We start from the raw sequence: 13,606 nt of genomic DNA on the forward strand, positions 1-13,606 counted from the left end.
AGTTTTAATGAATACCTCTATTGTAATAGCAGACGACCACCCACTTATGCTGCGGGGTCTTGCCGACTTTTTAACTTCAAAAGGGTTTAACATTTTGGGCAGTGCCCAGGATGGCAACACAGCATACAGTCTTATTGTAAAACTAAAACCGGAAATAGCTATTCTTGACATTAGAATGCCACATAAAACTGGATTGGAAATTGCCGAGGCATGCAAAAAAAATGGTTTGCCAACAAAGATTATCCTGATAACTTTTGACAAGGAAGAAGAACTGTATGACCAAGCCAAAGCGAACAACGTATACGGTTATATTTTAAAGGAATTTGCCATAGAAGAAATTGAAACCTGCATAAAACATGTTCTTAATGGAACACCCTACTTTAGTGAAGAAATTGCCGATTACCTTGACTCAAGCAATCAACAAAAAAAGCCAGAGGTTTTAAACTCGCTTACAAAATCTGAACTAAAAATCGTGAAGCTAATTTCAGTAAACAAAACGAGTCAAGAAATAGCGAACGAGCTTTCTATTTCTATAAGGACCGTAGATAAACACCGAAGTAATATAGTTCACAAACTAAATCTGGACAACAAGCCCACATCGCTTTCCATTTGGGCCAACTTAAATAAAGCATATTTATAAATGTGCTCAAAATAAGTACTTGTGCGTATTTTTTCTATCGATTTTATTGATTACATTTACAAGGCTATTAATTAGTTCTTAGGGAGAATTATTGGAAGCTCTAAATTGTAATGATTTAGAGCTTTCGCTTTTTAATATGGTAAGTTCCCATCAAAAAAAATACGTAGAAGTGCTTATTTTTTTTGTTGTTGCCTCAGCGTACCTTTACTGAGCTATTAATTAATTCTTTTGAGAGAGGATTTTTTAAAGACTCTGCGCTGTAAAGGCGCAGAGTATTTTAAAGTTTAAAGCCACAAAAATGAATCCCCAAATGGAAAGAAGAAACAATTTTCTCAATAAATATTGTTTTATAGGTTTAGTTATTTTAGTTATTGCAATTATATCCATAAATGTTTTCGCTTATTTTATTTAGTTAGTTTTAGTCCCAATCAAGCATAGATTTAGAGCATCTATGAAAAGAAAAATCTCTTGAAGTATTAACTCCAAGAGATTTTTTAATGAACTGTAACTTAAGCTTAAGCCTAAATTAACGTATCTATTCTTGTGCTGCTGGTGCCTCTGCTGCTGGAGTTTCTGCTCCTTCAGTTGCCTCTGCCCCTTCTGCTCCTTCTTCAACTTCCTCTTCTTCATCATCTGCATCAAGGATAGCTGTTCTAGCTGTTTTAATTTGACATACCACAGTATTGTCTGAATGTAAAAATGTGTAATTTTCACTCGGTAAATCACCAACAGCAACCTTATCACCAATTTTTAAAGGAGTAATATCGATTTCAATGAAATCTGGTAAGTTAACTGGTAATGCCTTAATACGTAGTTTTCTGTTGTTTCTTCTTAAAACACCACCGTTTTTAACACCTCGAGAGTTTCCTACCAAATTAACAGGAATATCTAAAGCAATTTCTTTGTTTTCAAATAATTGATAAAAGTCTACGTGTAAAATGTTGTCTGTTACGGCATGAAACTGAATGTCTTGCAGAACTGCGTCAAACCTTGTTCCGTTGTCAAGCTCAATCACAACTGTATGTGCATTTGGTGTGTATACAAGTTTAGAGAAAGCCAATTCTGGTGCAGAGAAATGTACTGGCTTATCTCCTCCGTATAGTACGCAAGGAACCTGACCAGCATTACGTAAGGCTTTTGTTGCTTTTTTGCCCACGCTTTCTCTTTGAGATCCGTTGATTGTAATTGATTTCATAATTGTTATTTATATTAATTTAATTTACTCTTTTTAATTGTTGAGTCAAGTTTACATGACAAATTTTGAGGCTATGGACTGGTTGTTATGTACTTTTTCCATAACCTCAGCAAATAAATCTGCACAACTTAAAACTTTAATTTTATCGCTAAGAGGTTTTACCGGTATTGAATCTGTAACGATTAATTCTTGCAATTTTGAATTATTCAAATTGTCATATGCATTACCAGATAAAATAGGATGCGTACAAATGGCTCTTACACTTAAGGCTCCGCGATCCATCATTAAATCTGCAGCTTTTGTGAGTGTTCCGGCAGTGTCTACCATATCGTCTACCAGAACCACATTTTTTCCTTCAACATTACCAATAAGCTCCATGTGCGAAATTATATTGGCCTTCTCACGTTGCTTATAACAAATAACCACATCACTTTCCAAAGCTTTGGAGTAGGCATATGCCCTTTTTGAACCTCCCATATCTGGTGATGCAATTGTTAAATTATCCAAATTCAAACTCCTTAAATAAGGCAGAAAAATAGTAGATGCAAACAAATGATCCACTGGCTTTTCAAAGAACCCTTGTATTTGGTCAGCGTGCAAATCCATTGTAATAATACGGGTAGCTCCTGCCGCCTCCAACATTTTAGCCACCAATTTGGCCGCAATAGGTACTCTAGGCTTATCTTTTCTGTCTTGTCTTGCCCATCCAAAATAAGGTAAAACTGCCGTTATATGCCTTGCCGATGCACGCTTTGCCGCATCAATCATCAACAACATTTCCATTAAGTTTTCTGGCCCAGGGTTGGTGGAGCCAATAATGAAAATACGAGTGCCGCGAATGGACTCCTCATAGGATGGCTGAAACTCACCATCACTATATGTTGAGGTAATAACATTCCCCAATTCGGCACCAAATGCCTTAGCAATTTTTTCACCAAGCACTTTACTTTGAGTACAAGCAAAAATTTTAGCTTCAGTTATTACAATTGGCATAGTTAATCTGTTGTTTTATAGCGTAAAACGACGCCCTATTTTAAACGAGGTGCAAATTTATGTATTTATTTTAACCTAAAAAGTATATTAACTAGTATTTTTATGTGTAATATCGAAAAAATATATATTTTTGCTGTCCGAAATAAGCTCAAGTGGCGGAATTGGTAGACGCGCTGGATTCAAAATCCAGTTCTTTCGGGAGTGTGGGTTCGATTCCCACCTTGAGTACTTGATAAAACCGTAATTCGTTAAAAAACAACGTTTTACGGTTTTGTTTTTTGCATACTTGACAACCTTTCGACAACGAGCATCAAATAAATAGTATATTACCCCCAACATTTTTAAAATTATTACCCATGTTTTTACATAGGTAAATGTCTAATAAAATTAATAATATATAGTTGAATCTCAAGTTTTTACATTGAATGTACTTTGATTATTAAGTGTTATAATACTTAAAACGAGAAAAAATCCCTAAAAATGGACCGTTTTAATTACAGATTCCATATCCCACCATATATATGCTTCCATATATTGTCAATCAATGTAATTGTTAAAAATGATTCAAAGTTTGATTTAATTTATAATCACATCCATTTATAAGATTTTTTTAATTTTAGTTCACTAAACAGAATGTAAATAAGCACCATATTGTTTATTTCTTAATTGACATTAAAATTATTTTGGCGCAGATAATTGGACAAATAGAATCTCTTAAAAAAATCAGACATGAATTAAATCGAAATGGTATTACCAAAATTAATTCAATAGGTGATATAAAGAATTTTTTAAATAATTGTGAGTCTAAAATTCAGACGATTATAAGACAGAACGAAATAGACTTAAACCATGAAATTAAAAACTTAAAAAAGGAATTGATATCACTTCAGAAAGAATTAGAAACTTCAAAAAATTATTTATCTGACAATCTTGATTCTGAAATATTATTACTCAATGAAAAAATTGAAGGTCTTAAATTGGCGAACTCAAATTTCATGTTTGCAAAATTTATCAACTGGATAAAGGTTAAAAAAATAGGATTTAGAAGAAATACCTTAGTAAAAAAACTTGATAAAATTGTTGAGAATCGAACTAATTACTTCAAGAAAAAAATCAATAAAACAATTAAGTTAATTGACGAGTTAACTAACAACAGAGATGTTGTTGTTTCCAAACGTAGCAAGCCACAAATAACAGAAATTTTAAATACTAAAAAAGTCTTAGAGAAACTCAATCCCTTAATAGCTGGTGCTATAGGTGAAAACTTAGTTGTGAAAGAATTAAAGAACCTTCCAGATGATTATTTTTTATTCAATGACTTTTCAATGAATTTTAATCCTCCAATCTATAATAGAAAAGAGAATGATAGAATATTTAGTATCCAAATAGATCATTTATTAATAAGTAAAGCAGGTATCTTTATTATTGAAACTAAAAATTGGAGTAGGAATTCTATAGAACGATTTGATTTCAGATCTCCAATCGAACAAATTAAAAGAACCAATTACGCACTATTTGTAACCCTTAATAGTGAGTTCGAGTATAATAGACTTAATTTGAATGCTCACCATTGGGGACCAAAACAAATACCAATTAGAAATGTAATTGCCATGATAAATGAAAAACCAAAAGAGAGATTTAAATATGTTGCCGTGAAGTCACTTTACGAGTTAACAGACTATTTTAACTTTTTTGATCCAATATTTACTAAATCAGAAGTGAATAAAATATCCCGTTATTTAAGATCAATTAAAGAATAAAATAGCACCCCCTTTATTCTAAAATTCTAAAAAAACTAGTGCGTGTTATTATACCATTGAAACAGCACTTGCCGTTTCGGGGTGAGGGTAGTTTTGTTTTACAATTAGACAAACACTGAGATATTGACTTTAGGAGATTTAAAAAACCCAGGCAACACTTAATAATAGCCACTAGTACTTAATCGTGCTTTTCTATAAGGAGCGGTAAGTGTGAAAGGTACGATTTATAAATATCTAAAAAACGGGAAATAAGGTTAGGGCGTTATATTTCTGTAAGAAATAGTTTCTTTTTTATTTGTGATTAACTTATATTTACTGTGTGCTTTTATTGCTATTCTGTTTTGGCACTAACGGCAAAAATGTAATGAGTTCCAAATCAGTTCATTTAGACTACATTAAAGCCAAGGGAGCGTTTTCGGTTGATTGCTCCTTTCAAATTTTCAGTAAAGAAGAGATTGATGTGCTTCAAAAGTATGGTCATTGGTTTAATGGCTTGGTAAATGGAGATTTAAAGCCCTTAACTGAAGCCCAAAAAAGGTTTGTTGAGGTTGTGCAAGAAGGGCTTACACCAAGTAATCTATTTGAAAAGGCATGGGTTAAATATTTGGGTCGTAAAAGATTGGAGGATGAAAATCCAGAGCTATTTAAGTTAAGCTATCAATATAAAGAAGAAGGATTTCACACAAGAGAAGATTATTATAAGCTTCATCCAAGTAGAAGAAATCGTAAGTAAACCATAATGAAGTTAACCAATAAAGACATTCAACTTGCTTTAAAACTATCTAAAACCATTCAGCATTTCCTTGAAATTACTGGAAACACCAACCTCAGGTCAACCGATGTTTTTCCATATTTAAAAAGACATGGTTATTTTAAAAACGATGTTGATAACGGAAAGGAATTTAGAAGCTTTTTAAAAAAACTGTATAAGGCAAATATGCTTGGTTCTTTAGTGCCACAGTGCCATTATATTCCATCCTTGAATAACCCAAATTTTGGCGAGTGGTACTTTCATGATGCTAAAGATAAAATGCCTAAAGCCAATGGCATAAAAAGCAATGGGCATGAAAAAAACTTTGAAAATAACCTGAGCCAAATAAAAAGCACGTATGCCAAAATGGATATTAACGAGGCTATTGATATTGTTCAAATGCTAATAGCTGGAATTAATCCTGTTACAGAAAGACTCCAAGATGATTTAGGGGTATGTGCAGACCCAACCGTTATTGAAGCCTTAAAAACCATCATAGACCCAGAAGCTTATAGAGAAGAAATTGATGCACTTACAAAAACGTCTGAAATTAAGAAACCCAAAAGTTCAGCTCCAAAAGAAAACAAAACCGAATACCTATCGGCAACGGCTTTGGGCAAATTAAAAGATAAAACTTATAGTGAGGTTATTTCGGTAATGACGAAATATCAATATATTGCCGATAAAGAACAAATAACCTATTTAGGCTTTGAAAAGGGCTTAATGTTTAGGCAAAACCCCAATGGTAACAAATGGATTGTTTACCCAGAATCATTAAAAGAATTATTAGATTAGAAGCTTAAAACCAACCCATGAGCGAAGAACAAAAAAAACTACTGGAAGCCCAATTATGGAACATTGCCAACGAACTACGTGGCAAAATGGATGCCGATGAATTTCGGGATTATATTTTAGGCTTTATCTTCTACAAATACCTTTCAGAAAAACAATATTTATACGCCAATCAGTTGTTGGAAACCGAAACCATTAAGGACTACCTTAAAGTTACGGATACCGATGATTTAGATGCCATAAGGGAAGAATCTCTTTTAAAGTTGGGTTACTTCCTAAAACCTAACGAATTGTTCAGCTCCGTTGCCAAAAAAGGCAATGCCAATACCGAAAATGAAAGCAATTTTATTTTAGCCGATTTGGATAGCATCCTGAACAGTATTGAGCAAAGTACCATGGGAACGGAAAGCGAAGATGACTTTAACAAGCTTTTTGAAGATTTAGACCTCAACAGTACCAAATTGGGCAGAAGTACCGAAGCTAGAAATACATTGATTGCCAAAGTACTTTCGCATTTGGATAAAATTGACTTTGCTTTAGAGGATGCCGATGCCGATGTTTTGGGCGATGCCTATGAGTACCTTATAGGGCAATTTGCCAGTGGTGCAGGCAAAAAGGCAGGAGAGTTTTATACACCGCAACAAGTCTCTAAAATACTGGCTAAAATAGTTACCACGGGAAAGAAACGATTAAAGAATGTATACGACCCTACCTGTGGTAGTGGCTCGTTGTTATTGCGTGTAGCACGTGAGGTAGAGGTAGATGATTTTTTTGGGCAGGAATTGAACCGAACCACCTACAATCTAGCCCGAATGAACATGATTCTGCACGATGTGCATTACCGCCATTTTGATATAAAGCAAGAAGACACCTTAGAACATCCACAGCACTTGGATATGCGTTTTGAGGCAGTGGTTGCCAATCCGCCATTTTCGGCCAAATGGAAAGGAAAGGACAACCCACTTAATGAAAATGATGAGCGTTTTAGCCAATACGGGCGTTTAGCACCTACTAGTAAAGCCGATTTTGCGTTTGTACAGCACATGCTTTACCAATTGGCAGATAATGGCACGATGGCTTGCGTATTGCCCCATGGGGTATTGTTTAGAGGTTCTGCCGAAGAAACCATTAGGAAATATGTGATAAAAGACCTCAACTATCTGGATGCCATTATAGGCTTGCCTGCCAATATTTTTTATGGTACGGGCATACCCACCTGTATTATGGTATTGAGCAAATGCCGAGTAAACGACGATAACATTTTGTTTATTGATGCCTCCAACGGATTTGAAAAGGATGGCAATAAGAACAAACTGACCGATGAACATATCGATACCATTGTTGAAACCTACCGAGACCGCAAAACCATTGATAAATACAGTTATGTAGCCACTTTGGACGAGGTTAAGGATAATGATTATAACCTCAACATACCACGCTATGTAGATACCTTTGAAGAAGAAGAACCTATTGATTTAGAAACAGTGGCGAATGATTTACAAGCTTTGGAAAGCAATATGGTAGAAACCGATGCCACCATTGTCGACTTTTGCCAACAACTTAATATTAAAACACCGTTTTAGTATGATGGAACAAAAACAAGTGCCAGAGTTGAGGTTTGCTGAGTTTAAAGATGAATGGATTAAGGCTAGTTTACAAGATTTATGTGACAAAACTATTTCTTATGGCATTGTACAAACTGGTGAAAATATCGAAAAAGGAATACCATGTGTAAGGGTAGTGGATTTGACAAATTCCAAACTTGATATTTATAGCATGATTAAAACCTCTGAAGAAGTAAGTAATTCTTATAAGAAAACAATTTTAGAAGAAAACGAAATTATGTTAGCTCTCAGGGGTGATATAGGCATGGTTAAGTTGGTTGGAAAAGAGCTTGTTGGGGCTAATTTGACCAGAGGTGTAGCACGCATAAGCGCAAGAGAATCAATTATTACACCTTCTTTCATGAACTGGGTTTTACAATCCGAAAAATCAATAAAAAGCATTAATGAAAAAGTAAATGGCTCAGCATTAAAAGAAATCCCATTAAGTGGTCTTAGAAGAGTAAAGGTTGTTCTTTCTAAAGCTCTAAAAGAACAAAAAAAAATAGCCTCGTTTCTTTCATCGGTTGATAAAAAAATAGAGCAATTAAATAAAAAGAAAAGCCTTTTAGAGCAATACAAAAAAGGCGTGATGCAACAATTGTTTTCCCAAAAGTTAAGGTTTAAAGATGATGATGGGAGTGATTATCCTGAGTGGAGAAAAGGAAAAATGAAGGATTTTGGTCGTTTTTATTATGGCAAAAGTGCTCCAAAATGGTCAATTTCTGATGATGCTGAAACACCATGTGTTAGATATGGTGAATTATATAGTACTTATAATGGGCAAATCAATGAAATTAAGTCATATACAAATATTAAACGTTCCGAACTAAAATTCAGTAAAGGAGGTGAAATACTTATTCCACGTGTCGGGGAAGACCCTTTGGATTTTGCTCATTGTAGCGTATTAAATTTATCAAATGTTGCCATTGGTGAAATGATATCCGTCTATAATACTAAGGAAGAAAGCTTGTTCACTGTCTACTGCATAAATTCAACATTAAAAAAAGAGTTTGCAAAAGTTGTAGAAGGAGGTAATGTCTCTAATCTTTATTTTAAATACTTAGAAGAGATTTTTATTTCCTTTCCATGTATAGAAGAACAAACCAAAATTGCCAACTTTTTAAGTGCCATCGATACAAAAATAGCCTTGTTAAACACCCAAATAGAAAACACACAGCAGTTTAAAAAGGGCTTGTTGCAACAGATGTTTGTTTAAAAATAGTTATGATGTTAAGTATTCAGAAATTATTGGATATAGGCTTTATTGAATTGAAAGCCCCCAATGGAAATGTATATTACAAAAAAGGATTTTATTTGATGGTTCCATCAGGAATTGGTTGGCATTTTCTGAATGAAAAGGATGGTAATGATAGTTTTATTTATATGGAAACTGAAGATGAGTTATTTGACAAAATAGGAGCAATTCATGCCTTTAGGCTTCCAAAAAAAGAGGACAATATTTATCCATACACCAAGAAAAATGTTTTGGCTTTATTAAACCATTACTTTAAAATTAATATGGGGGATATTCAATGGATTATTGATTTAAAGGATATTGAATTGAATCAACTGGAATATATAGCTAAAAAAGTTTCTGAACACCAATACTTTTTGGACAAGCAATTTAAATTAAGTGGGAATACAGTTTCTAATTATATGAAATATGGAATAGACGGCCTGTATAGAGATTTTAGCAAATTTAAAGGGTCGGAAGAAAGAACAAGAATTACCAAAGAATTAAGGGATTTAATTTTAAATGGATAAAAGACTAAAAGTTAATTATGGTAGTTTAGATGATATTCCGCTTCCTGAAATAGTTTACAAGTATAGGGATTGGTCAAATGAATATCATAAAAGATTTATTACTGAAAGAGAGGTATATATGGCCTCTCCTAGGGCTTTTGAAGATGAATTGGATTGTCATAGCCCAACAAGATTTGATTTATTGACAAAAAAACAGATTTATGAATATTTTTTATGGAGTTCCAAAAAACAAAATAAAGGTCATTCCCGTCAAGAACATCGCAAATTTGCGAGAGACTGGGCTAAAACTTCTTTAGTGAATGACAAGAAATATGTTAAAAAATTTATGGAGGACTCAATAGAAGAATATTATGACCATGAAGGAATATTAAGTTTGACCGAAAACTGGAATAATGATAAAATGTGGAACAAATATGCAAGTAACGGTGAAGGTTTTTGTTTAGGTTACAATGCTAGAACAATGTTTAGATATTTGGGTGGAGGAGGTTATGTTGACTATGTTGATGAATTGCCAGATATATTTCCAGAGCCAATTATGCAGTTTGAAGAAGCAATGAATAATAGAATTTATAAAAAGCTCAAAAAATGGAGTTTTGAAGAAGAGTATAGGACTAAAAAGTTTTTTCCTAGTCCCGCTTCTTCAATTGAAAGAAGAACAACACTACCAAGAGAAGCATTCAGTTGTGTTATTTTAGGAGATAATATTTCGGATACACATAAATCTGAAATTGAATTGGCTGTTAAAGAATTTATTGGTGAAATAGGTGTTTTTCATAGAAAAGATTACATATAAAATTGACTACTCAACCAGAATACATATTAGAAGAAAACTTAGTAAGCCAATTACAAGAATTAGGTTATGGTAAAGTCGTCATCAAAGATGAGGCAGACCTCATCCTTAACTTAAAATCGCAACTGGAGAAGCATAACAAAGCCACCTATTCGGATAACGAGTTTAAGCAAATCCTAAACGATTTATCCAAAGGGAACATCTACGAAAAGGCAAAAACGTTACGGGATAAAATAACCTACAACAAAGATGATGGGCAAACGGGTTATGTAGAGTTAATCAATCAGTTGCATTGGTGCAAAAACCAATATCAGGTAACGCACCAAATCACCATGGAAGGCTCCTATAAGAACCGTTATGATGTTACCATACTCATTAATGGTTTGCCCTTGGTGCAAATAGAGCTTAAAAAGCGTGGTTTGGAAATGAAGGAAGCCTTTAACCAAATAAACCGCTATGAAAGGCATTCATTCACCGCAGGGAAGGGGTTATTTCAGTTTATTCAATTGTTTGTAATCAGTAATGGGGTAAACACCAAATACTACGTTAATAATCCGGTTAAAGCCCGTTCGTTTAAACAAACCTTCTTTTGGGCAGATGAAAACAACAAAATCATTACCCAATTAAGTGAGTTTGCCAATGTGTTTTTAGAGCCATGCCATCTTTCAAAAATCATTACCAAATACATTGTCCTCAACACCGCCAATACGCTTATGGTATTGCGCCCTTATCAATACTATGCCACCGAGGCTATTGTGGAGCGTGTTAAGAACAGCAATAAGTTTGGTTATATATGGCATACCACAGGCTCAGGTAAGACCTTAACATCCTTTAAAACCGCCCAAATACTCACCAATTTAGAAGGGGTGCATAAAGTGGTTTTTGTGGTGGATAGAAAGGATTTGGATTACCAAACCATAAAGGAGTTCAATAGCTTTAGTGAAGGCAGTATTGATGCCACCAATAACACCAATGCATTGGTCAAGCAATTGGCAGACGATACAAAGCTGATTGTTACCACCATCCAGAAATTGAATACCGCCATTTTAAAGCCTAAACACATGGGTAAAATGGAGGCGCTTCAAAAGGAAAAAATGGTCTTTATATTTGATGAATGCCATAGAAGTCAGTTTGGCGATACCCATAACCGAATAAAATCCTTTTTCCACAATTCACAAATGTTTGGCTTTACAGGTACGCCCATTTTTGCGGATAATTCAGTTAAAAATGCCTTGGGTAAACGTACCACCAAAGACCTCTTTGAAGAATGTTTGCATAAATACGTTATAACCGATGCCATAAAGGATAGAAATGTTTTGAAGTTTTCTATTGAATACATGAACACCGTAAAACTGAAGGATGACGTGGTTGATATTAAAGTGGAGGATATTAACACGGCTGAGGTATTGGAAGCCCCTGAGCGTTTGGAGAATAATGTGGATTACATTATTAACAACCACAACCGAAAAACGCACAGCAAGAAGTTTACAGCTATTTTTTGTGTTCAGAACGTCAAGACCCTTATAAAGTATTACGACCTCTTTAAGGCTAAAAAAGAATCAGGCATACATGATTTAAGTATCGCCACCATTTATTCCTACCAAGCCAACCAATTGGATGAGGATGCCAACGGGTTTATTCCTGATGAGGACTTTGAGGATTTTGCAGCAGAACCACAATCGCAATACGATACGAAGCACACCAGGGAAAAACTGGATGAGTTTATTACGGATTACAACAAGATGTTCCAAACCAATTACTCTACCAATGAGTTTTATGGGTATTATAAAGACATTGGCAAACGGGTAAAGCATAAACAGGTGGATGTGCTTTTGGTAGTCAATATGTTTTTAACTGGTTTTGACAGCAAATTGCTAAATACCATTTATGTTGATAAAAACCTGAAATATCATGGTTTAATACAAGCCTATTCACGCACCAACAGGATATTGGATGAGCTAAAATCTCAGGGCAATGTGGTTGCCTTTAGAAACCTTAAAGAAGCCACAGATGAAGCCATAACGCTTTTTTCAAATAAGGATGCCATTGAGGAAATCATCATTCAGCCTTACGAAGATTATATCAAGAGCTTTAATGAAGCTGTGGATAGGGTTTTGAAAATTGCACCAACATTTAATAGTGTTAACGATTTGGTCTCTGAAACCGAAGAATTGGAATTTGTTAAGGCATTTAGGGAATTGATGCGTGTGAAAAACGTGTTGAGCACTTTTACCGAGTTTAGTCATGATGATTTGGGCATGGATGAACAGACCTTTGAAAACTATAAAAGCAAATACCTAGACCTTTACGATACCATTAAATCAGAGACCCAAAAAGAGAAAGTATCGATACTTAATGACATTGATTTTGAATTGGAGTTAATACGTAGGGATGAAATCAATGTGGCTTATATTCTTACCTTACTGGCTAAACTATCAGAAACCCATAAACCAGAAGAACGGGAGCATCAAAAGAAAAAGATTTCTGAAATGTTGGACACAGAAGTTCAATTAAGAAGCAAGAAGGAGCTCATTGAAAAGTTTATTGAGGAGAACTTGCCATTAATTAGGGATTCTGAGCAGGTAAATGATGCCTTTGATGCCTTCTGGACTATTGAGAAAAAGAAAGCCATTAAAAACCTTTCCAAAGAAGAAAACCTGGATTTTAAAAAGCTTGTTGATGTGGTGAGCAATTATCTGTTCACGGAAAAAGAGCCACTTAGGGATGAGGTTATTGCAACCATGAACGAAAGACCAAGTTTAAAGGAAAGAGGAAAATCATCAAAACGAATCTTATCCAAGATAAAGGACTTTATTGAGACTTTTATTGATGGGATATAAAATTAGCTAAATATGAGTATAGCAGATTGGATACAAACTATTGGTCTTTTTATTGCATTTATTGGTATCGGTGCAGGTGTCTATTACAATAGGCGACAGTTAAAAGAATTAAACAAGCATTTGAGACTTCAGTTTTTCTCTGAATACACAAAAAGGTATCAAGAGATAATGTTGAACTTGCCAGAGGATATAATGAGCGATGATTTTAATATTAAAAAGCTTGATAAAAAAGACTATTCTAAAACAATGCGGTATCTCAGGGCATACCTAGATTTATGCAGTGAAGAATATGATTTGTGGTTGTCTGGGAATTTAGAGGAAAGGGTTTGGATGAATTGGGAGCAAGGAATAAGAAGTAAATTTTCTAATAAATCATTCCGTAGAGCTTGGGATAGGTCAAGCTATGATTCTTTTTATTACGCAGATTTTAATTCTTGGATGAATAATGTTATTCTGAAAGATGTTAAGAATTAATAT

At 34.3% G+C, this 13,606-nt stretch carries 12 protein-coding genes and 1 tRNA gene; 11 read left to right on the top strand and 2 right to left on the bottom strand.

Annotated elements, in window-relative coordinates; all coding sequences use genetic code 11:
• Nucleotides 1–7 precede the first annotated feature (7 nt).
• A complete protein-coding gene (locus tag ACB104_RS05035) occupies nt 8–640 on the top strand; it encodes a response regulator (protein ID WP_370477193.1) in 633 nt (210 codons plus the stop codon).
• A 535-nt stretch (nt 641–1,175) separates the two neighbouring features.
• Here the strand turns inward: ACB104_RS05035 and ACB104_RS05040 are convergent.
• Together ACB104_RS05040 and ACB104_RS05045 are read right to left on the bottom strand one after the other, a co-directional pair.
• A complete protein-coding gene (locus ACB104_RS05040) occupies nt 1,176–1,835 on the bottom strand; it encodes a 50S ribosomal protein L25/general stress protein Ctc (protein ID WP_370477194.1) in 660 nt (219 codons plus the stop codon).
• 51 nt (nt 1,836–1,886) lie between these two features.
• On the bottom strand, nt 1,887–2,828 hold the full coding sequence (locus ACB104_RS05045; RefSeq protein ID WP_370477195.1) for a ribose-phosphate pyrophosphokinase: 942 nt from the start codon (nt 2,826–2,828) through the stop codon (nt 1,887–1,889).
• 146 nt (nt 2,829–2,974) lie between these two features.
• Between ACB104_RS05045 and ACB104_RS05050 the strand changes: the two genes are divergently transcribed.
• From ACB104_RS05050 to ACB104_RS05095, 10 genes are all read left to right on the top strand, one after another.
• Nucleotides 2,975–3,056 (top strand) — tRNA-Leu (locus ACB104_RS05050).
• Nucleotides 3,057–3,511: 455 nt separating this feature from the next.
• Nucleotides 3,512–4,588, top strand: coding sequence for an NERD domain-containing protein (locus tag ACB104_RS05055; protein ID WP_370477196.1), 1,077 nt, complete (start codon nt 3,512–3,514; stop codon nt 4,586–4,588).
• A 364-nt stretch (nt 4,589–4,952) separates the two neighbouring features.
• Nucleotides 4,953–5,321 (top strand): DUF413 domain-containing protein, encoded by a 369-nt coding sequence (gene maoP, locus ACB104_RS05060; protein WP_370477197.1) that lies wholly within the window; start codon nt 4,953–4,955, stop codon nt 5,319–5,321.
• Nucleotides 5,322–5,327: 6 nt separating this feature from the next.
• Complete coding sequence (locus ACB104_RS05065; RefSeq protein WP_370477198.1) at nt 5,328–6,134, top strand: hypothetical protein; 807 nt, start codon at nt 5,328–5,330, stop codon at nt 6,132–6,134.
• 17 nt (nt 6,135–6,151) lie between these two features.
• A complete protein-coding gene (locus tag ACB104_RS05070) occupies nt 6,152–7,714 on the top strand; it encodes a type I restriction-modification system subunit M (protein WP_370477199.1) in 1,563 nt (520 codons plus the stop codon).
• Between the two features lies 1 nt (nt 7,715).
• Nucleotides 7,716–8,951 carry a restriction endonuclease subunit S gene (locus tag ACB104_RS05075; protein ID WP_370477200.1) on the top strand — a complete coding sequence of 412 codons (1,236 nt, stop codon included), beginning with the start codon at nt 7,716–7,718 and terminating at the stop codon, nt 8,949–8,951.
• Between the two features lie 11 nt (nt 8,952–8,962).
• On the top strand, nt 8,963–9,499 hold the full coding sequence (locus ACB104_RS05080) for a hypothetical protein (protein ID WP_370477201.1): 537 nt from the start codon (nt 8,963–8,965) through the stop codon (nt 9,497–9,499).
• On the top strand, nt 9,492–10,292 hold the full coding sequence (locus tag ACB104_RS05085) for a DUF2971 domain-containing protein (protein ID WP_370477202.1): 801 nt from the start codon (nt 9,492–9,494) through the stop codon (nt 10,290–10,292). The genes ACB104_RS05080 and ACB104_RS05085 overlap by 8 nt, the downstream gene beginning before the upstream one ends.
• Nucleotides 10,293–10,294: 2 nt before the next feature.
• Nucleotides 10,295–13,129, top strand: a complete 2,835-nt coding sequence (locus ACB104_RS05090) for a type I restriction endonuclease subunit R (RefSeq protein ID WP_370477203.1) — start codon at nt 10,295–10,297, stop codon at nt 13,127–13,129.
• Between the two features lie 12 nt (nt 13,130–13,141).
• Nucleotides 13,142–13,603, top strand: a complete 462-nt coding sequence (locus ACB104_RS05095) for a hypothetical protein (RefSeq protein WP_370477204.1) — start codon at nt 13,142–13,144, stop codon at nt 13,601–13,603.
• Nucleotides 13,604–13,606 lie beyond the last annotated feature (3 nt).

It is taken from the genome of Tamlana flava, assembly GCF_041287255.1.
Lineage (GTDB): Bacteria > Bacteroidota > Bacteroidia > Flavobacteriales > Flavobacteriaceae > Tamlana > Tamlana flava.